Source organism: Desulfovibrio sp., assembly GCF_035644575.1.
Classification (GTDB): domain Bacteria; phylum Desulfobacterota; class Desulfovibrionia; order Desulfovibrionales; family Desulfovibrionaceae; genus Desulfovibrio.
Map to the genome: position 1 here is coordinate 17,654 of NZ_DASQOG010000134.1, position 20,259 is coordinate 37,912.

General features: G+C 54.8%; 19 protein-coding genes, 1 tRNA gene and 1 riboswitch. Of the genes, 10 read left to right on the forward strand and 10 right to left on the reverse strand.

The window, feature by feature from the left end:
- Nucleotides 1–17: 17 nt before the first annotated feature.
- Entirely contained in the window at nt 18–1,187 is a 1,170-nt protein-coding gene (locus VEZ52_RS07735) for an HD-GYP domain-containing protein (protein ID WP_324836314.1), read from the reverse strand.
- 375 nt (nt 1,188–1,562) lie between these two features.
- Between VEZ52_RS07735 and VEZ52_RS07740 the strand changes: the two genes are divergently transcribed.
- Together VEZ52_RS07740 and VEZ52_RS07745 are read left to right on the forward strand one after the other, a co-directional pair.
- Nucleotides 1,563–2,147 (forward strand): hypothetical protein, encoded by a 585-nt coding sequence (locus tag VEZ52_RS07740; RefSeq protein WP_324836315.1) that lies wholly within the window; start codon nt 1,563–1,565, stop codon nt 2,145–2,147.
- A gap of 366 nt (nt 2,148–2,513) precedes the next feature.
- Nucleotides 2,514–3,692 (forward strand): HD-GYP domain-containing protein, encoded by a 1,179-nt coding sequence (locus tag VEZ52_RS07745; RefSeq protein ID WP_324836316.1) that lies wholly within the window; start codon nt 2,514–2,516, stop codon nt 3,690–3,692.
- Nucleotides 3,693–3,756: 64 nt separating this feature from the next.
- On the opposite strand, the gene VEZ52_RS07750 is transcribed toward VEZ52_RS07745, so the two are convergent.
- The gene (locus VEZ52_RS07750) at nt 3,757–4,242 is read right to left on the reverse strand and encodes a hypothetical protein (protein ID WP_324836317.1); all 486 of its coding nucleotides are present in this window, start codon (nt 4,240–4,242) and stop codon (nt 3,757–3,759) included.
- Between the two features lie 43 nt (nt 4,243–4,285).
- Nucleotides 4,286–4,810 carry a hypothetical protein gene (locus VEZ52_RS07755; RefSeq protein WP_324836318.1) on the reverse strand — a complete coding sequence of 175 codons (525 nt, stop codon included), beginning with the start codon at nt 4,808–4,810 and terminating at the stop codon, nt 4,286–4,288.
- Nucleotides 4,811–5,279: 469 nt separating this feature from the next.
- Between VEZ52_RS07755 and VEZ52_RS07760 the strand changes: the two genes are divergently transcribed.
- On the forward strand, nt 5,280–5,855 hold the full coding sequence (locus VEZ52_RS07760; RefSeq protein WP_324836319.1) for a hypothetical protein: 576 nt from the start codon (nt 5,280–5,282) through the stop codon (nt 5,853–5,855).
- A 293-nt stretch (nt 5,856–6,148) separates the two neighbouring features.
- Here VEZ52_RS07760 and VEZ52_RS07765 read toward each other — a convergent pair whose 3' ends face one another.
- The 4 genes from VEZ52_RS07765 to VEZ52_RS07780 form a co-directional block, all read right to left on the reverse strand.
- Nucleotides 6,149–6,760, reverse strand: coding sequence for a hypothetical protein (locus tag VEZ52_RS07765; RefSeq protein WP_324836320.1), 612 nt, complete (start codon nt 6,758–6,760; stop codon nt 6,149–6,151).
- 324 nt (nt 6,761–7,084) lie between these two features.
- Complete coding sequence (locus VEZ52_RS07770) at nt 7,085–7,798, reverse strand: TIGR04255 family protein (protein ID WP_324836321.1); 714 nt, start codon at nt 7,796–7,798, stop codon at nt 7,085–7,087.
- A gap of 179 nt (nt 7,799–7,977) precedes the next feature.
- Nucleotides 7,978–8,053 (reverse strand) — tRNA-Ala (locus VEZ52_RS07775).
- 103 nt (nt 8,054–8,156) lie between these two features.
- The gene (locus VEZ52_RS07780) at nt 8,157–9,347 is read right to left on the reverse strand and encodes a pyridoxal phosphate-dependent aminotransferase (RefSeq protein ID WP_324836322.1); all 1,191 of its coding nucleotides are present in this window, start codon (nt 9,345–9,347) and stop codon (nt 8,157–8,159) included.
- An 89-nt stretch (nt 9,348–9,436) separates the two neighbouring features.
- Here VEZ52_RS07780 and sfsA point away from each other — a divergent pair, with 89 nt between their 5' ends.
- Complete coding sequence (sfsA, locus tag VEZ52_RS07785) at nt 9,437–10,315, forward strand: DNA/RNA nuclease SfsA (RefSeq protein WP_324836323.1); 879 nt, start codon at nt 9,437–9,439, stop codon at nt 10,313–10,315.
- A 171-nt stretch (nt 10,316–10,486) separates the two neighbouring features.
- On the forward strand, nt 10,487–10,636 hold the full coding sequence (locus VEZ52_RS07790; RefSeq protein ID WP_324836324.1) for a hypothetical protein: 150 nt from the start codon (nt 10,487–10,489) through the stop codon (nt 10,634–10,636).
- Between the two features lie 373 nt (nt 10,637–11,009).
- Here VEZ52_RS07790 and VEZ52_RS07795 read toward each other — a convergent pair whose 3' ends face one another.
- Nucleotides 11,010–11,519 (reverse strand): methylated-DNA--[protein]-cysteine S-methyltransferase, encoded by a 510-nt coding sequence (locus tag VEZ52_RS07795; protein ID WP_324836325.1) that lies wholly within the window; start codon nt 11,517–11,519, stop codon nt 11,010–11,012.
- The gene (locus tag VEZ52_RS07800) at nt 11,516–12,706 is read right to left on the reverse strand and encodes an MFS transporter (protein WP_324836326.1); all 1,191 of its coding nucleotides are present in this window, start codon (nt 12,704–12,706) and stop codon (nt 11,516–11,518) included. Before VEZ52_RS07800 ends, VEZ52_RS07795 begins: the two co-directional genes overlap by 4 nt.
- 124 nt (nt 12,707–12,830) lie before the next feature.
- On the opposite strand from VEZ52_RS07800, the gene VEZ52_RS07805 reads away from it, so the two are divergent.
- From VEZ52_RS07805 to VEZ52_RS07820, 4 genes are all read left to right on the forward strand, one after another.
- Nucleotides 12,831–14,471, forward strand: a complete 1,641-nt coding sequence (locus VEZ52_RS07805; RefSeq protein ID WP_324836327.1) for a type II asparaginase — start codon at nt 12,831–12,833, stop codon at nt 14,469–14,471.
- A 100-nt stretch (nt 14,472–14,571) separates the two neighbouring features.
- On the forward strand, nt 14,572–15,852 hold the full coding sequence (locus tag VEZ52_RS07810) for a phenylacetate--CoA ligase (protein WP_324836328.1): 1,281 nt from the start codon (nt 14,572–14,574) through the stop codon (nt 15,850–15,852).
- 2 nt (nt 15,853–15,854) lie between these two features.
- Nucleotides 15,855–16,274, forward strand: a complete 420-nt coding sequence (locus VEZ52_RS07815; protein ID WP_324836329.1) for a hypothetical protein — start codon at nt 15,855–15,857, stop codon at nt 16,272–16,274.
- Between the two features lie 164 nt (nt 16,275–16,438).
- A complete protein-coding gene (locus tag VEZ52_RS07820) occupies nt 16,439–17,014 on the forward strand; it encodes a hypothetical protein (protein ID WP_324836330.1) in 576 nt (191 codons plus the stop codon).
- A gap of 177 nt (nt 17,015–17,191) precedes the next feature.
- On the opposite strand, the gene VEZ52_RS07825 is transcribed toward VEZ52_RS07820, so the two are convergent.
- On the reverse strand, nt 17,192–18,130 hold the full coding sequence (locus tag VEZ52_RS07825; RefSeq protein ID WP_324836331.1) for a sirohydrochlorin cobaltochelatase: 939 nt from the start codon (nt 18,128–18,130) through the stop codon (nt 17,192–17,194).
- Nucleotides 18,131–18,162: 32 nt separating this feature from the next.
- Nucleotides 18,163–18,364: riboswitch (cobalamin riboswitch) on the reverse strand.
- Between the two features lie 230 nt (nt 18,365–18,594).
- Here VEZ52_RS07825 and VEZ52_RS07830 point away from each other — a divergent pair.
- A partial coding sequence (locus VEZ52_RS07830) for a 30S ribosomal protein S1 (RefSeq protein ID WP_324836332.1) occupies nt 18,595–20,259 on the forward strand: 1,665 nt, incomplete at its 3' end.

Here is a 20,259-nt window from a genome sequence, read left to right on the forward strand (position 1 = left end):
TGCGGTTCAAGGCCTTGTTACGCATCGTCTTCGTGAGCGGAATCAAGCAGGGCGGCAATATCCCAGTAGGCTGTTTCGATTTTGGAAAGCGATCTGTTGACTGAAATGCTTTTTTGTCGCCACAGGTCGATGATGCGGAGCGGCCTGACGCCGTGCTCGCAATCCCTGACCAGCAGCACTCGCGGCAATGAAGGCGCATACGGGTCGGAATGGCACACAATGCCTTTTTGTCCGTTGGAGAGCACCACCGCCGTGCCAATGGGGAAGATGCCCACCATCTTGATGAAATGCTCGGCATAACCGGGCGCCCAGGCGCTCTCGCCCATTTTGAACAGGGTGCCCAGGGCGTGCTTGGGGTGGATGGCGTCTTTGTACACGCGCTTTGAGGCCAGGGCGTCATACACATCGCAAATGGAAATGATGCGCCCGAAGATGCCTATCTGGTCGCCGGAAAGGTTGTATGGGTAGCCTGTGCCATCGTACCGCTCGTGATGTTGCAAGATGCCTTCCAATACCTCCGCCGAAAATTTGCCCGTGGCTTGCAGTTTGGCATGACCGCGTTCAACGTGCGAATGCATGATCTGCATTTCGCCCTCGTTGAGCTTGCGCGGTGCGTTGAGAATGTTGGCGGGCAGCAGCGCCTTGCCGTAATCATGAAACAGCGCCGCAATGCCGATCTGCCGCTGTTCCTCGTCATCCAGCCCCAGGTATTGCGCAAACGACACGGCAAAAATGGCCACATTAACGCTGTGGCGGTACATGTAATCATCCAGACTCTTGAGATTTGCCAGCAGGAGCAGCGCGTTGCGGTTGCGCACAATGCTTTTTTTGATGGCGCTCAGGCATGGCTCCACCGCCGCAACCTCAATGTTGCCGCTGGCGGCACTCTGCATAAATGATTTTACATGCCCATAAGCAGCGGAAAACGCGCCCCGAGCCGCATAAATTTCTTCAGTAAGCGGCGTCTGGGGCGCGGGGGGCGATTCCAGATTGCGCACAATCTGCGAGCGGATGGGATCATAGCAGGCCTCTGCATAGCCCTGACGGGCAATATCCCTGATTTCATCCTGCGAGGCGATGAACCCTTCGTGCTGGTATAGATTGGGTTCTGCCAGCCAGGAGATGCCGGGGTTGACCAAGAACATGCCAGGTTTGAGGCGATCTATGGAAATACGCACTGATGACATGCCGTTCGTCACTTCACATCTGGAGTTTGACGCAAGGGGCGCGCACGGGGGGGGCACTCCCAAAAGGAGTGCAATACGCGCGCGGCAGCTACCAGTAAAACAAAAATCTTAACCTATGACCAACAAAATCAATTATCACTATCATTGTCAAGCTGCTCAAAAATAAGTGGATTATCGTGGCCCAGAATCCAATTTTTACCTTTCCCCCACAGGGGCGCCCGCAGCAAAGAGGCATAAGGCAGAGACCGAGCGGCAAGGCCTTGCCTTTTGAATCAGGCACTAATCCATACCAACGCAATTGGTGGTAGTATAAAAATAATTATGAAATAATCATGTATCAGATTTTTTTTGTAGATACTGAATACTGGAGGAGAGATGTTTCAAAAAGTCGTCATACTGCTTCTGGCGCTGGGCGCGTTGACCGGATGTGCTGCCCAGGTGCCGCCAGCTAAGCCGCTTCCGCCACTTGAGAAGAATCAGAATACGTATATTGCCGTGCCCAAGGATGTTCCTGATTTTGATGACAGGCCTGGAGGCGGTATTGTTGATGCAAAGCGCTACCCCGGAACTGGCAAGGAAATTGTGGTGTTGCTCAAAGAAACCATTGCCCCCTACACCGCGACAATATCCACAGGCAGCGGATATGAAACAGACGAAGAAGCCATCGAAAGCGGCAAAAAGGCAGGAGCCAGATATGTTCTTGTTCCATTCTTTAATATTCAGATGCAGCGTAGAATGCTGTGGGAACCGCGTGTGTATAGGTTCTCGCTCATCTTGCGCACATTTGACCTTCAGTCAGACAGTAAAGAGCCTGTCAGAAGCATAGGGATGCGGATATATCAAAAAAATACAATGCCGCCTGCGCAAACTCCAAAAGATATCGATGAATTATTTAAAAGCATATTGCCCGGCTATGCAAAGACAGTTTACGAAACGTATGATCATGCAGCAGATCAGTGAGCTGCGTGTGCAGACGCACCAGAGTCTGTAACACCCAAGGCCCTCGATTTTTTCTCAATTCGAGGGCTTTTTGTATGTAGGCAGAGGGGATGCAGTGCCGTTGCCGCCTATGCGCCGTGCATTCTTTTGGGAAACATGCCGCGTGCATGCATCGACTCCGGGGGGCTAATTTCAGCCATGAATCAATGGTTTCACGCATGTCGGACTTTGTTGATAAGCATTCCTGTATAAATTTGAAGGCGAATTTCCATTTGATAGATTAAAAAAATCAGATTATAGTGATAAGTAATCATATTTCGCTTGCAAGGTGCGTGGTCTGCCTCCGGCAAACCGATATTCATGGCAATGCTTTTGGCGGGAGATTTCATGAAGCCGATAAAGATATCCGTAACGCAGTTACGCCAGGGGATGTGGCTCGTAGAGCCCACTACATCCTGGATAAATGCTCCGTTTGTCTATGGCAAGAGTGGTATCATCAAAAGCGCCGAACAGATCAAGCATATTATTGCTTCTGGCTATACGGAAGCCTACTACGATCCTGCCCGCTCCGAGACTGTGCAATCAGCCCCGTGCCACAGCGCCCTGGGGCGCAGCGGCGCCCGGCAAACACCGCTTGCCGAGGAGCTTTGCCGGGCGCGTGACCTGTATTTTGACGCTTGCAACTACATCAAAAACCTGATGCAGGAAAAGAAGGTGGGCGCCATTGAGGTTGCGGAACTAAAGGCCTTTGTAAACGAGATTATTCAAAGCCTGCACCGTAATTTCAACGCCCTGCTGCTTATCACAACCATCAAGAAAACCAGCGATTATACCTATAGGCACAGCATCAATGTCGCCATATTTTCCATCGCCTTTGCCCAGTTTTTGGGGCTGGACGATGAGGAAACTTTTGATACTGGCATGGCCGGACTTTTTCACGACTACGGCAAGGCCTTTGTGCCGCTGGAAATTCTGAACGCGCCGCGCAGCCTGAGCCCGGACGAAACCTCGGTTATCCGTTCGCACGTCAGGCTTGGGCACGATAACCTCAAGGATATCCCCTGGGTCAGCGACATAATTCTTGACGGCATACTGCACCATCACGAGCGGCACGATGGCTCCGGCTATCCGCACCAGCTCAGCGGCGAGGCCATCAGCCTGCACGGTCGCATTATTTCCATTTGCGATGTGTATGACGCGCTGACATCATCACGGGTGTACAAGAACGCAATCCCCCCTGCGCAGGCGGTAAAAAAACTGTTCAGCATGTCTGGGCAGGCATGGGCGCCGGGTCTGGTGGAGCACTTCATCAAGCTGGTGGGTATATTCCCGGTAGGTACGGTGGTGCAGCTCTCAAACGAAACAACGGGCATTGTATGCCAGCAGGATCACAAGTCGCCCCTCAAGCCCACGGTGCTGGTCATACTTAAAAAAGACAGGCCCTACGCGCCCTACTACCTCAAGCTTGCGCAGAATGATCAGGTCAGCATCAACAGGGTGCTTGTGCCGTCAGAGCTTGGCAGCATCAAGAACAGCAAGTTTTACCGCATGTTTCTTGACCGGTAGGCAGACTGTTAGTGAAAACCTTCGCCATGCAGAAGTGTTGGGCAACGGGGTGGGCGCGGCCTCCTTATTTGAAAATAAGAATGGGGAGTTTGAAGGGTTCGTTTGAAATGGGCGAATCGGTTGTGCTCTCCGAGTATATATAGTCGCAGTCCAATACCTCGCCCTTCTGGTTCATCATGACGTTGAAAATGTAGTCATGGTAGACGGTTCGGTTCATATCCGGGCTGTTTAGCTTCGTCTTTCGCCCTTCGTGGACAGAAAACGTGCTGCAAAACGCATAAGTGCGCACACCGTCGGCATCATCCTTGTAAACATCCTGCGGTTCAGGCAGAAGGTTTATATCCAGATACTGGCTCTGACCGCAGGTTTTTGCATAATCTTCCACAACGGATGAATAATACATGCGCGTGTGCATCTTCTTGGGAAGCCACATCGTAACGCCAGTTCCTGTTTCAACATAGTTTTCATCCCAGCCGTCATACCCGTTGCCGTGCCGACCGCAGCCCAGCAGCACCACAAAAATACCAACCAGTAATATATTCTTGAGCATCAGATTCTCCGTGCATCAGCAGGTACGCATAAGTTTTGCGGCGCTATGGGGCGGGGCGGGCTGCATCTGCATCCTGCGCCGCCTTTGCGCGTTGCTCTGCAAGATAGGCAGGTGTGCCCCTGATCCACGTGCAGGCAAGGATCTTTCCGTCCATATCCGTAAAAATATTGAATATGGTGCTGGCAGGCTTTTTAATTATTTCGTTGCGGAGGAAAAATCCGCGAGACCTTTCCCTCTCTTCAACATACGAGACCGAGTAAGCCCATACCTGATTTTTTTTCTGCGGCAGGGTCTTGTGCGTCATGTTGGGGTGGGACAACTCACTGATATTTTTATCGTTATACAGATTGTACATGCAACGGCGCTCTTGTGCCCGCGCCTCAAGCGGCTCAACCTTTTCTTCATCGCTGAGATCAGGAAGCCACCATTTGGCGGGCTTGCCTGTTTCAGGGTCAAGCGTAGGCATGCGGGCCAACTGCGGCACTGGCGCGCCAGTTTTATGCGAATACGACTCAACACAGCCCGTGAGCAACGCAAAAATAAATGCTAGCGGAATAATATACTTCATGAACTGCTCCAAATAACTCAGTAGTGGTCAGTTTTCAGAATGACTGCTCTTCGATATTTGATATCTTGTCAATAAAAAAAATGTAGCATCGTATTTTATATGAATAATTACAGCGAAATATAAGTTTTATAAAAAATGTCGCACTGCAGCAAATGAAGTGTACTAAAAAAATATTGTTTTGCTGGCCAGCTGGAGAAACAACCCGATACACTCAGAAGAAAATCTGGCGTGGGGTTGGTCCAAATGTCTGGCAACATTTTTTGGGGTGTGCTTGGGCATGCAGAAAAATCTGCAATATGCAGGAGCGGCAATAAAAGTAAATGATTACAACATGGCTGCAACAGCGGTGTATCTAACGGTAGCATCCTAGCATTAAAGTTAAGATCATATATAAAAAATGTTCACCTATAGCTTTTACTTTTTTAGCCGATAAAGACTGGTAAGTAAGTCTGAGCGCAGGGAGGCCATCATGAGTATATCATCTGTCGACTCCAGCTTGATGTCCCGCAATTTTGTGTCGGCGTCATCAGGTGAATCAAAATACGTCAGAGCCTCTCGGGTTGGAGCTCAGATTGAGCAAAGTGCCAGCATGAATCGCCAGCAGGCCATTCTTGAAGCGGGCATGGCAGCATGCGCTGCGGCCAAGACACCCGCAGAGGTTGCGCTCGAGGCTAAAAAGGCAGCTCGGCAAATGGGATTTGCGATGCAGGCAAGTGTTTCTGAAGAATCAAGGCGCAACCTCAAGGAAATCAAGAAACGTATTGAAGAAATGGCCAAAAAAGCAGCAGAGGGCAAAGATTCAGCCGATGGAAAGGACGCTGCAGGCCAGCCGCAACACCTGCCCCAGACGGATCAAAAATCTCAGGCAGTAGCACATGCGGCCAGTGCGCCAGCTATGGAAGCTTCCCCTGTGGCAGTTTCTCAGCCCAGCCTTCCAGCGGCCCAGGTTCAACCCGCACCGGCGGCCGTTGCTGCTGGGGATAGCGCGGGGGCCAGTGCGGCACAGCCTGCGGCTGCGAATCCTTCTGTGAATGTGTATGTTTGATTCGCTTGCTTGTTTCGCTGGAGTTTGTCAGCATCATGACTAGCCAAATTTTACTGCATATTTCTTGAGCGGCAGGCACGGGGCAATTTTAGACTATTCCGCCGCCGCAGGCATAGCGCAGGGGACGCTTGCATGGCATTCAAGAGGTCAAGAGTTCAATTCTCTTCAGCTCCACCAGATAGGTAATTAAAACCCCCGATCATCGAAAGATGGTCGGGGGTTTTTGCGTTTGTCTATGTGTGTTTATTTAATGACATTTCTGAGTGAGTCTGGAAAATACTGCGAGAGGCTTTTTAGGCAGAGACCCTTCCTCTGCCTATTCCATCTCTTATGCGGGTGAAATGCACAGAAAGTTTTAGTAAAAACATATAAAAACCATAATCACTGAGGGTGAATAACTTATTTTTGACAAGTTCCAAAGTATCCAGAGCCTTCACTGGCCAGCTCGTCACACAATCGAGAAAAATGATTCCTTCATAGTCAAGTAAACCGTGCTGAGGTAGATAAAATATTTGTGTAACCGTTTGCTTTCTGATGCTTGCAACATGCTGTTCAATTTTTTCTTTATTGTTAGTCTTTTTCTCAAGTAAAGATATATACTTATCTAGTCGTACAATGGGAGAATACAGCATTCTAGAGGGGAAAAGTCTTTTATTTTCTGATGAAATATCACAAGTATTAGATAAGACAACGGATGGCACACTTTTGATTTCATTACGCGGTGTCTGCACGTTGGGCAATTCCCGTATCCCATCCCCCTGAAGAATAAAATTTTCCTCTTTTAGCCGTTCTGTATAAAATCTGTAATCTATATTTTTAGGAAAATTTTTTATTTCTTCAAATAGAGCAGCAGAGTCCCCTTGAGATAAAAATTGAGGGAGGAATTTTTTTATTTCTTCCTGCATATTATACTAAGTCCCAAATATTTTCACTGATCGCTTCCGAAAATTCTGGTGGGATGTCCTCAAGCTGCTGAATAAAGTTTTCAGCGAAAGTATATATTGTATCAAATTGAATTTTTGTTTTTAAATATGAAAAATCATAGCATGAAGTCGGGTAGGACTTGTCCAACTGCTCTGAGATGCTATATTCAAACTTTTTTGACGGCTGGTACGTCCTGGTAGGGACCAGCAGAACGGGCTGAGACATGATAGTTAACGCAACTATGGGTGGGAAAAACACATTCCCAACAAGTTTGCTTGTGATTGAAGTCTGCATATCCATCCCTATTAATATTCAGGTGCGTGCTCTGCAATAAACTCGGGAAGAAGAATAGAGAAAAACATATTTTTTTCGTCCACATGGCACACTTCAATTTTTTCAAAGACATTTTTTTCATCATAATCTGGCGACAATACATATGTGTCAATATCAATAATTGAACCTGACATCTCTTTCCCATCAACTATGGCTTTTGCTTCGTTGCTTATTCTTAATTGCGATATTGTCTTATCATTGAGGACTGTTGAGGATACTGTTGAAGAATTTAACCTGAAATCAACATCGTTTGACTTAAAGTCAATGCTCATTTTTTGAAATATATTTAAGTCAAAAAGATTAATATAGCGAACTCCAACTCGTTCAATATTTTTGGCAATATTAGCTGCAAAAAATTTCCCCAAAATCAACTTAATCATTGGAGTAAAACTATTCCATCCAGGATATCCACTAACAGTACTAATACTCAAAACTCTTGGGCCAATTTGAAGTGCAAAATTATCTTTTAAAAGTTTATAATGCGGTGTATAACGTAACATTGGATCCTGATCTCGGATCATCTCTGGGATTTGAAGAACAGGATGAGCCTCAGATTGGGGAAAATCTTCACGGATGCCTGTATACAGAAGCCCAAAAACCGCATCACCGGGAACGCAAGGCTCGAACCTAATTTCAACTACAGCCTCGACAACCGGGCAAGGAGATATTTTTTGTGGTAATTTCATATGTTCACTCATTTTGCGGCACTGTAACTGTATAAATCCAAAAACTCAATACCGTCTGCCTAAAAAGCCTCTCGCAGTATTTTCCAGACTCACTCAGAAATGTCATTAAATAAACACACATAGACAAACGCAAAAACCCCCGACCATTTTTCAATGATCGGGGGTTTTAATTACATATCTGGTGGAGCTGAAGAGAATTGAACTCTTGACCTCTTGAATGCCATTCAAGCGCTCTCCCAACTGAGCTACAGCCCCACGGCGAAAAGCAGAATGACCAAAACCAGCCTAACTGTCAATACAATTTTGCATTTTTTTTACAACGGCGGTTTTAGCGGCATTTCTGCCCCGGTTTTCCGCGCTATTTAGGCTCCGAGGCAAGCTCGGCAAGCACCGCGCCAATGCTTTCCAGCGCGCCCTTGAGTACTTCGTCACCCACAGCATACGAGAAACGGATGCACTTGTCGTCGCCAAAGGCCGCGCCCGGTACCACGGCCACGTGGGCCTTGTCGAGCAGCAGGGTGCAAAGGTCGGTGGAGTTGTTCACGCTGCCGCCATAGCACTTGGAAACGTCCAAAAAGAGGTAGAACGCGCCGTCGGGCTTGGGGCAGATGGCAAAGGGCCAGGCCTCAATGATCTTCATGGCAAAATCGCGCCGCCGCACAAAGGCCTCGCGCATTTTGTCCACGCACTCCATGCTGCCGGTCAGGGCCGCAAGGCCCGCCTTCTGCGCTATGGAACAGATATTCGAGGTGCTGTGGCCCTGCATGGCCGATATCTTTTTGATCAGGGTCGGGTGCGCAGCCAAAAAGCCCACGCGCCAGCCTGTCATGGCGTAGCTCTTCGAAAGGCCGTTGAGCACGGCCACCTGCTCGGGGTACTTGGCAAACCAGCTGATGGCGCTGGTCATCTTGGCAGGGGCGAACACAAGCTGGTCGTAAATTTCATCAGAAAGCACAAACAGCCCGCGCGCAATGGCCCAATCCATAATGGCCGTAAACTCGGCCTCGGTGTAGACCGCGCCAGTGGGGTTGCTGGGCGAGTTCAGAATGAGCAGCTTGGTTTTATCCGTGGTGTGCGCCTCGAGCATGGCGGGCGTCACCTTGAAGCCCTGCTCCGGCCCGGCCAGCACAGGTACGGGGGTTGCGCCGGTCAGCATGACCATATCGGGGTAGCTGAGCCAGTACGGGGCAGGCACAAGCACCTCGTCGCCGGGGTTGAGCGTGGCCTGCATGAAATTATAGAGGCAGTGCTTGCCGCCCGCGCCGATAACAATGGATTCCATTGCGACCGGAACGCCGTAGTTTCTTTCAAAATACGCGCCCGCGGCCTTGCGGAGTTCGGGAATGCCCGGCACGGCGGTGTAGCGGCAAAAATTGTCGTCAATAGCCGCTTTGGCAGCCTCGCAAACGTGTTTGGGCGTAGGAAAGTCCGGCTCGCCCACGGCAAGGCTGATTACTGAAATGCCCTGGGCCTTAAGCTCGAGGGCGCGGCTGTTGACACTGAGTGTCAGAGAAGGTTTGATACTGCTCAGACGGTCTGAAATCTGCATAAGGGGGCTCCTTGGCGTATGCAACGCACCCGCAATCGGCAGGCGTACTCACAACTGGCTGTTTCTAGCAGCTTCATATCGGGGTGTAAATGAGCTCTGAACCCAAAAATGCAGCACATACAGCCGCTGCAGATACCTCCCGGCCCTCATACGGAGGCCAGACCGGCCCCGCCAGCGCTGCCCCCTTGCTGCCCTTGCCGCCCCACTGCATTGTGGCCGCCTTTGTAGCGCGCCGCAAACGCTTCAGCGTGCTGTTGCAGCATCAGGACGCAGACCTATGGGTGCACAGCAACAATTCCGGCAGCATGCTGGGCCTGTGCCTGCCGGGCGCGCCGGTGCTGGCATCCCCGGCAAGCAATCCTGACCGCAAACTCAAATACACGCAGGAATGCGTGTGGCTGGCGCACAGGGCCGTGCCTGAACTCCCAGAAAACCCTCATAAATCTGACGCCCACGAATCTTGCACGCACTCCCCTGCCAGCGGCTTCTGGGTGGGCGTAAACACCAGCACCCCCAACCGCATGCTTGAGGCGGCCTTTCATGCGCGCCGCCTGCCCTTTGCCCAGGGCTACACCACCCTTGTGCGCGAGGCCAAACGCGGGCAAAGCAGGCTGGACGGCCTGCTCACGGCCCCCGATCTGCCGCCTCTGTGGGTGGAGTGCAAAAACGTCACGATGGTGGAGGACAACGCCGCTTGCTTCCCCGATGCAGCCAGCGAACGCGGGCAAAAGCATCTGCGCGAACTTATGGACATTGTGGCCTGCGGCGAACGCGCCGCCATGTTCTATCTGGTGCAGCGTCCGGACGGGGAATGTTTTGCTCCGGCGGATTTCATTGATCCTGCCTATGCCGCCCTGTTCTATGAAGCGCTCTCCGCAGGGGTAGAGATGTATCCCTTCCGCGCCCTGGTCAGCCCTGCGGGCATTGACCTTGGCCCCATACTGCCCGTGCGCCCGGAGCGCCCTTAATATCCGCAGCGCCCGTAACATTCGCAGTGCCCGTAGTTTCCGAAGATTGGGCAGAGTCCAGACTCTTTGCGCAAGGTTTTGGTGGTTAGGAACAGTTTATTCAAATAATTATTCCAGCAATAACAGAATAATAAGATAATTGCGCACAATTTGAGCGCCCGCATTTAGGGCATGGATTTTTGGCAGCGGCAGAATGGAGGGGGAGCCTTCATCCTGCCGCTGTCGTTTTTTGAGCGCCGCGAGGCAATGGGCGCTGCCTCACAAGCAAGCGATGGTATTCCACGACAGGCTACACCTGAAATGTTCAAAATAAATATTTAAATTACAATTAGTTATTTTATTTTTGAACAATATCTACGCCGATTTTTTGTTCTTGCGCACAATGCCGACATTCTGCCCAAGAGCGGAACCGGGGTTCACCTATGTGTCCGCAAGGCCAGATTATGCACAAATCAACATGCAAATTACTATTGTATTTTCAGCATATTATATTATTTGCGAACATTGTCGTCAGTGCCGAACGCACACAAGGCAACACAAGAAACGCGGTCGTTTGTGGAGAAACGCGAGAGGGAAAATGCAGGACCCCCGGCGTGGGCTTGCCATCCGGACAGAAACGACTGTGCGCGCAAAAAAAGCCGCCCCGAAGGGCGGCCCATAAACAGGTACATATGTCGTCTGAAAAAGCTTACGGCTACAGGTAGCCCTCCAGATGCAGCAGGGCTTCCTTGATCGGCAATCCCCCGCCGTAGCCAACCATTTTGCCGTCCGCGCCAATAACGCGGTGGCAGGGAATGAATATGGCAATGGGGTTGCGATTATTGGCAAGGCCTACCGCCCGGTATCCCTTGGGGCAATTGGCGGCTTCGGCTACCTGCCTGTAGCTGCGGGTCTGCCCGTAAGGTATCGTTTGCAGGGCATCCCACACGCCGCGCTGAAAATCCGTGCCCTCCGGGGCAAGGGGCAAATCAAAATCGCGGCGCTTCCCTGTCAGGTATTCGTCAAGCTGCTTGAAGGCTTCACGCAGCAGGGGTGTTTCCTGTTCCGTGGTATTTTTCAATGCTTCAAAGGGAGCCGTGGGGCCAAGGTCAAGCCGGATGATGCTCCCCCCGCACTCCACAATACGCACAACGCCGATGAGCGGCACTTCGCGCGTCAGGGCCTGCGCTGCATGGGGAGGTTCCGTTTTTTGTTTGCTGTTCATGCCTTCTTTTCCTTCTTCACGGTTACGGGTTTGAGGGAATAGGCAAAAATCGCGCCCACAATGGAAAGCGCCGCCAGCGACTGAAAAGTGGCTGCCATGCCGTAGTTGTCTGCAATCCAGCCGAGCAGCGGGGCCACCACGCCGCCAAGGCTGGTTGCCAGGCCAAGGGTAATACCCGAGGCAAAGCCGATGTTCTTGGCAAGATACTGCTGGCCCAGCACAACCTGCGCGCTGAAGGGCGCGTACAGCACAAAACCCAACAGCGGCAGCAAGGCCCATGCCGCGTAAAGGTTGTTGCTCAGGCTGAATACCGCAACCACCGGCGGCAGCAGGGCGAATACCCCGCGGATGACGGCGCGGTAGCCAAATCTGTCAGAAAGCATCCCGCCAAAAAAGTTGCTGATAACACCGCATATGCTGAAAAAGGTCAGAGCCACCGCGCCCGTTGCCGTGGACTGCCCGAAGGCGCTGACCCAGTAGAGCGGAATAAAGGTGTTAAAGCCCACAAAGGTGATGGAACGGGTCACAATGGAGACTGTCAGCTTAGAAAATTCGCGCCAGTTGTTTTCGCCGGGGGTTTCCCCTTCTGCCGCAAGGGCTGGCCCGGCCTTGCCGCCTGCCGCCGCGCCCACCTGCTTGGTAGCGCCCATGCGGGCGATGGACCACACCAGGATGCTCGCCGTTATCACAGCCAATATGGCAAAAACCGTCGTTCCTGTCAGACCAAAGGCCCCAAGGCAGGCCGTGGCCAGCAGCGGGCCCAGCACAAAGCCTCCATTGCCGCCAATGGAAAACAGGCTCATGCCCGTGCCCTTGTTCTGCCCCGACACCGCATTGGCAAAACGCGCTCCTTCCGGGTGGAACAGAGCTGCGCCGATGCCGCTCAGGCCGATAGCCGCAAAAATCCCCCAATAGCCGGACATCCAGCCAATGGCCGCAAGGCCGCAACCCGCCAGCAGCACACCCACGGGGATGAACCAGGGCTTGGAAAACCTGTCTGAAAGCAGGCCGAACAGCGGCTGGATCATGGACGACAGGCAGGAGTAGGCAAACATCAGCCCGCCCGTGGCCTGATAACTCAGATCAAAGGCCGACCGCAAAAACGGCAGTATGGCGGGCAAGGCTCCGCCGTTAATATCGCACGACAAATGCCCTAACGACACGAGGAGTATTTTCTTTTTGTCCATTGCGGCACGCTACACCAATGTTGTTCCAAATCCAAGTAACGCGCCCCTGTTCACAAGCGCCGGGGCTGCACTGCGTTCCCGGCGGTTGACGCGCTGCACTGGCTCGCTTAAGCAGAGGGAGGCCATGAAAACGACACTTTTCCCCACACCCGCAGGGCATGCCGCACCTCGCACGGCTGTAACAACAGTCAGGCCCGCATCTACCAAGGATTACTCGACCTGCGCCGACATCTGGCTGGCGGCCTCTCTGGCAGGGCATGAATTTGTGCCTGCCGCGTTCTGGCGCGGGCAGCGAACGGCTATGGCGGAAAACTATCTGCCTTCATCGCAGGTTTTATTGCTGACCGCCGATGGAGAACCCGCCGCATTTGCCGCAACCCTGCCGGATGGCAACAGCACGTATCTGGCGGGATTGTTCGTGCTGCCCCGCTGGTGGGGCAAGGGCCTTGGGCGACAATTGCTGAAACTGGTGCAGGAACAGGTGCTGGCTGAGCTTCCCGACCAAATGAACGCCAGCCTCCGCTGCACAGTGTATGAAAAAAACCGCCGCGCCCTGGCATTTTATGCCCGCATGGGTTTTATCCCCACAGGGCGCAGCATCTGCCCGCATACCAACGAACCGCAGACGGATATGCTCTGGACTGCGGCGCACACAGTTCACGACAAAGCGGCTGCAACCTGCCGTCCCCAGGCAAAGCGCGCCGCAGGAGCCACCATGAGCAATCATTCTTCGTCATCGCCCAGTTCCAGCGCAACATCCCTGCCCAAGGTGGCCCTTATTGCCACGGGCGGCACCATTGCGGGCGTTGCCCCCACGCCGCTTGAGCAGATCAGCTATCAGGCGGGGGTGCTCACCGTTGACAGCATGCTCGAAACCCTGCCCGGCATTGAGGGCGTGGCCCGCATCACCAGCGTGCAGTGCGGCAACCTGCCCAGCGAAAACATCACCCCCGAGCATTGGGCCATGCTGGGCGAGCAGTGCGCCAAAGCGCTGGACGACCCCGAAATCTGCGGCGTGGTGCTGACCCACGGCACAGACACGCTGGAAGAATCGGCCTTCTATCTGCACCTCACCCTTGCCAGTCCCAAACCCGTTGTGCTGACCGGCTCCATGCGCCCCGCCACCTCGTTGAGCGCAGACGGCCCCATCAACATTCGCGATGCCGTGGCTGTGGCTGCCTGCCCGCAGGCGCAGGCGCGCGGCGCGCTGCTGGTCATGAACAGCCGGGTGCTCTCGGCCCGCACGGCGGTGAAGGTCGCCACGCTTGATGTGGAGGCCTTCCGCGCCCTGGAATCGGGCTGCCTTGGCCGGGTTATCAACGGCGAACCCCAATTCTACTACGGCGGCGAGGAAAATCCAGCTCTGGCAGGAACCTTTGCCGAGCTTGCGGGCCGCAAAAATCTGCCGCGCGTGGATGTGATCTACGGTTGCGCGGGCATGCCTGTTGATCTTGTGCGCTATTCCATGGAGCGCAGCGCGGGCATAGTGCTGGCTGGCATGGGCAACGGCTCCATGCCCGATGCCGTGCGCCACGAGCTGCGGCAGGCCATTGCCGGGGGCATCCCTGTTATCCGGTGCAGCCGCACCGGCTCCGGCCCGGTGACGCCCCTTGATGAATACGAGGGCTTTGTGCCCGGCGGCATGCTTTCACCCGCCAAGGCCCGCGTGCTGCTCATGCTGGCGCTGGAGCAGCAAAAAGACGCCGATCCGGCGCAGCGCATGCTCTCGGTGCGCGAAGTGTTCGCCCTTGGGGCCAAACTGTAGGCAACAGCGCCCTTTGGGCTTGCCTGCGGCGCAAAAAAACCGCAGTGTGGTTTTTATTTTCTTTTCAAGCCCATGACCCCAATGGAATCAGGAGAGCTTCATGTCGTATCGCTTTATTCCCCAGCTCACCGATGAGGATATCCGCCAGAAACAGCTTGAAGGTCTGCGCTACACCGTGCGCCAGGCCTGGAATTCGCCCCAGTACAGGGCAAAGCTGGAAGCCTGCGGCCTGAAGCCGGACGACATCACAAGCCTGGACGACCTGCGCCGTCTGCCCACCTGCGACGTGGAAGACCTGCGCGAGGGCTATCCCCTACCGCTCCTCTGCGTACCGCCGCGTGACGTGGCGCGCATCCATGCCTCCAGCGGCACCACTGGCAAACGCAAAATTCTTGCCTACACCCAGCGCGATATTGATACGTTCAGCCTCCAGATCGCCCGCTGCTTTGAGCTGGCGGGCTTTACCCCCGAAGACCGCATGCAGCTTGCCGTGGGCTACGGCCTGTGGACGGCTGGCGCGGGCTTTCAGGCGGGCAGCGAACGGCTTGGCATGCTCACCGTGCCGGTGGGGCCGGGCAATCTTGAAATGCACTTGCAACTTTTGCAGGATCTGGGCGCTACCGGCTTTACGGCCACGGCATCCATGGCCCTGCTGCTGGCGGAAGAAGTGGAACGCGCCGATCTGCGCGGCAAGATCAAGCTCAAGCGCATGGTCTGCGGTTCAGAAACCCGCAGCGAAAAAATGCGCCTCGCCATTGAAAGCAAACTCGGCCTTGAGGGCTGTTACGACATCGGCGGCATGACAGAAATGTACGGCCCCGGCACCGCCATCGACTGCGACGCCCACGAAGGCCTGCACTACTGGGCCGACCTCTTCATCATTGAAGTGCTCGACCCCGCCACCATGCAGCCCGCTGCCGAGGGCGAAGTGGGCGAAATGGTCGTGACCAGCCTGTGCAAGGAGGCCGTGCCCCTGCTGCGCTACCGTACCCACGACCTTTCGCGCCTGCTGCCGGGTCAATGCTCGTGCGGCCTTGCCATGCCGCGCCATGACCGCATCCTCGGGCGCTCGGACGACATGATCATTTACCGTGGCGTGAACATCTACCCCGGTCAGCTCATGGAAGTCATCGGCCAGTTTGCGGAGCTTGGCGGTGAATATCAGGTGGAACTCACCCGCGACGAGCGCTCCCTCGACCATCTGGCCCTCACCGTGGAACGCGGACAGGGGCAGACCGCAGGCAACGATGCCGCCCTGGCCCACGAGCTTGAAACCCGCCTGCACAAGGCCATCATGGCCCGTGTTTCCGTGAGTGTGGCGGACTACGCCAGCCTGCCGCGTACCTTCAGCAAATCCAAGCGCGTGGTGGACAAGCGCTAGACGTGGCAAAAAATATTGACTGCATTGGCGCGGGGTTTTTGCCCTGCGCCTTTATCATGGACCTTGCCGCCGCATGCCTTCTGACCCAGTGCCTGTTGCCCTCCGCTGCATCCGCGAGGGAGATAGCGGATGTGGACAGCCCCGCATGGTGCGCCCAACACGCCCAAACAACAAAATATCAGGATAAAGAACAGAAGCAGGCGCAAGCCGAATGTCTGCGGCTTGAAGCTGCCTGCCGCGCTGCCCTGCCCGACCTTGCCCCAGCCGCCAGTTGCCCGGACAGACAGCTAGACCGCTGCGTGGCGCAACAGCGCGATGGCGGTTCATGGTGCGCCATCCTGTGCTGCTTTGCCCCTGATGACACCGCCTGCCGTGTTGCTGCGGCCAGCATGCCGGAATTTCTCTCCCCGGCGGGGCGCTGAGCCTGCCCTCGTGGCAGGTTTTCGCGCTACTGCGCATCTGCCCCAACAGCCTGCCAATTATCACAACTCCCTTTGCCGCATAGACCTTTGCCCCTTTTTGGCATAGAATTTTATGCGAGCGCGCCCCTGTTCTACGCGCCAGAACCGCCGACACTGGAGCGCGTATGCCCCTTGCCGCCTCATCCGCATCCTTCATCTCGCTTGCAGGCTATCTCATGCTTGCAGGGGGGTCGTTTGCACTGGTACGGCCAGGGTTGGGCATGCTTATCGTACCTGTACCGCTTCTGGCCATTCCCCTGCATTTTTTTGCGCGCCGCGTAGGCGATTTTGCGGGCGTGGCGCATTCCCGCTGGCAAATGCGCACCTTTGGCCTTTTCCTGCTGCTGTTTCTCGGGCTTGTGGGCATTTTTTTCATTCTTGGCGCAAGCTGCACTGATGGCCCGGCTCTGGATCGGCTGGAACTCATTGGCAATGCCTACAATTCCGGCAATGTCGACCTGTATGCCTCGCTGGTGGGGCTTTGGGAAGTCAAGGAATTGCAGGTTTTTACCCTGAGCGCCTCGGTGTGGGCGGGGCTGGCGCTTTTGTGGCCTCTCAAACGGGCTTTTCAGGGCATGCTGGCGCTGGCGGCGGGCATTGCGCCCAAGGCCTTGCCCCTCTGGGGCTGCTGGCTGGCCTTTGCGGCCGCCATTGCGGCGCAGGGCGGCATGCTGGCCTGGCTGGTGACACGGCAGGCTTAAGAAGCAACACTCCCAAGCGCACTGCCCCCGACAGCACACCTGAAAAACCGCTGCGAAGCGCGGCATCGCCCGCATTCCCCAATTTCCCGCACCCAAAAACAGAAGCCGCACAAACCAGACGCGCTGTCCCGGTTCATGCGGCTCCCGCAACAAATATGCGGCGCAGGCAAGCGCCCGCTACTGCTTTTTGGGTTCCTTGGTCAGATCATCGGCAGCTTCGCGGGCATGGCGCACCAGGATGGCACGTGCTCCGGCAATCTGCCCCAGCCCCTTGAGGTTGGTCTCCACCTTGAAACCGGCGGCCTTGAGCTTCGAGGCCCAGGAATCGTCTTCATCCCCGGCCAGATCGTTGTGCGCATGGTCGCCAGCCACCAGCATGAGCGGCTCGATAACCACCTTCTTGACCTTGGCTGCCTTGAGTTCCACCAACAGGTCGTCCACGCTGCGCGCACCCTCTACTGTCGCCATAAACACGCGTTTGTCCGCATCGTGGAACACGGCGCGCGTACCTTCAAAGGTCAGATCCGCGCGGCCATGGCTCTGGCCGTGGCCCATGAGCACCAGAGCTGCATCCTTGCCGCGCAGGGATTTAACGTCTTCCCTGATGGCCTGGATGAGTTCCTGCGCGTCTTTTTTCGATTCCAGCATGGGGCGGCCAAGAAACACGGCGTCAAAGCGGCCCGGATTTTTTTGCAGGTCGATAAGCACCGCCCGTTCAAGCGCGCTGAACTCCTCGCCCGCCATGACGTGCAACGACTGAACACGCACAATCTTGACGCCGTCCCTGGCAAGCTGGGCGAGGCCATCGCTGATGCCGCCCACGGGATGCCCTTCGGCGGCTATTTTTTTGCGGATAATCTGCGAGGTATAGGCCCACACCACAGGCTGCCCGGGAAAAGCGGCCTTGAACTCCGCATCCACGGCCTTCATGGAAGCCAGAGCTTCGGGAACGCTGGTGCCAAAGGCCACCAGCAGCACGCCAGCCTTGGAGTTTTCTGCGCCGGATTCAGCGGCAGGGGCAAGCACAGGCGCGCCCATGACGGCGCACAGCAAAAGAATGGGCAAAAGGGTACGGGTGAAAAAATGCAAAATGGAATGCGGCGTAGTACGCAGCATGGCAACCTCCTCAATGGCGCGTTGACGGGTTGAAGTTGGATAAAATGCCGGAGGATATTCGGACTTGAGGGCATGGGGGCCTTGCGCCCTTTGCCTAGACTTCGCCTTCGCCGCTCGCGCGACTGGCTGCTGCGCCCCGCCATGTGGCGGAACGATGAAGCTTCGTTCCCTCTTACCGCAGCGCGACTGTTTCCGATTTTAACGGAATTCCCCGCCGACTTTTTCAAAACAATTCATGCGGCAATAAAAGTCAAGTGCTCATACCCTGCAAGCCCCGCCAGACAGGCCCTTGCAGGGTATGCCCCGCGCAGGCGGGCCCGCCTGCGCCGTCCAGAGCGGCGCAGAATCCCGATTTTTCGGCGGCTAAAGCCGATTTGGCGTGTCTTTTTTCTTGTTCTTTTGATGAAATCCTGATAATAAGGCACCTCCCTGTTATGGGGAAATTATGTTTGGAGGCTGGACATATGGCAGGTTTGGAAACCGGGCACGACAACGAAATCAATTTCGAAAGCGCCCTTGAAAACTACCTCAATCCCGATTTCGGCGATCTTGAGGAAGGCTCTATCACGAAGGGCGAAATCGTCCGCGTGGATGATGACAATGTGCTTGTTGACGTGAACTTCAAGTCCGAAGGGCAGATTCCCGCGGCAGAATTCCGCGACCCCGCCGGCAACATTTCCGTCAAAGTGGGCGATCGTGTTGACGTTTACGTCGTTCGCAAGAACGAAAACGACGGCACCATCACTCTTTCTTTCGAGAAAGCCAAGCGCATGCAGGTGTTCGACCAGCTCGAAGACGTGCAGGAAAACAACCGGGTCATCAAGGGCCACATTGTCCGCCGCATCAAGGGTGGCTACACCGTGGACATCGGCGGTGTGGAAGCGTTTTTGCCTGGTTCACACGTGGATCTGCGCCCCGTGCCGGATATGGATGCCCTGGTCAACCAGGAATTCGAATTCCGCGTGCTCAAGATCAACCGCCGCCGCAGCAACGTTATCGTTTCTCGCCGCGTGCTGCTTGAAGAGGAGCGCGATTCCAAACGCCAGGATCTGCTGCGCACCCTTGAAGAAAACCAGATCGTTACCGGTAAGGCCAAGAACATCACCGAATACGGCGTGTTTGTTGACCTCGGCGGCCTCGACGGCCTGCTGCACATCACCGACATGAGCTGGAAGCGCATTCGCCATCCCAAGGAAATGATCACCATCGGTCAGGAACTGACCCTGAAGGTGCTTTCCTTTGATCGCGACAACAACAAAGTTTCCCTCGGCCTCAAGCAGCTCGTGCCCGATCCGTGGCAGGACATCTCCGCCCGCTTCCCCGAAGGGGCCAAGTGCAGCGGTAAGGTCACCAACCTGGTGGACTACGGCGCATTTGTGGAACTGGAACCCGGCGTTGAAGGCCTGGTGCACATTTCCGAAATGTCCTGGACCCGCAAGCTGCGTCATCCTTCCCAGATGGTTCACACCGGCGACGAAGTCGAAGTGGTCATCCTGGGCGTGGACGGCGACAAGAAGCGCATCAGCCTCGGCATGAAGCAGGTTCGCCCCAATCCCTGGGAACTGGTTGCTGAAAAGTACCCCGAAGGCACCGTCCTTGAAGGCGTCATCAAGAACATCACCGAATTCGGCATGTTCATTGGCATCGAAGACGGCATCGACGGTCTTATCCACGTTTCCGACATTTCCTGGACCAAGAAAGTGCGTCACCCCAACGAACTGTACAAGGTGGGCGACACCGTGCAGGCCAAGGTGCTGACCGTGGATCAGGAAAACGAAAAGTTCACCCTCGGCGTGAAGCAGCTGGTGGACGATCCGTGGGGACATGTGCCCAACACCTACCCCGTGGGCTGCACCATCAAGGGTATCGTGACCAACATCACCGACTTCGGCCTCTTTGTTGAAGTGGAAGAAGGTATTGAAGGCCTGGTGCACGTGTCCGAACTTTCCAGCAAGAAAGTGAAGACCCCCGCCGAGATCTACAAGGAAGGCCAGGAAATCCAGGCCAAGGTCATCCATGTCAGCGCTGAAGAGCGCCGTCTGGGCCTGTCCATCAAGCAGATCAAGGACGAAGAAGAACGCCGCAAGCCCAAGGAATTCCATTCCGGCCCGCAAGAAGCCGGTCAGAGC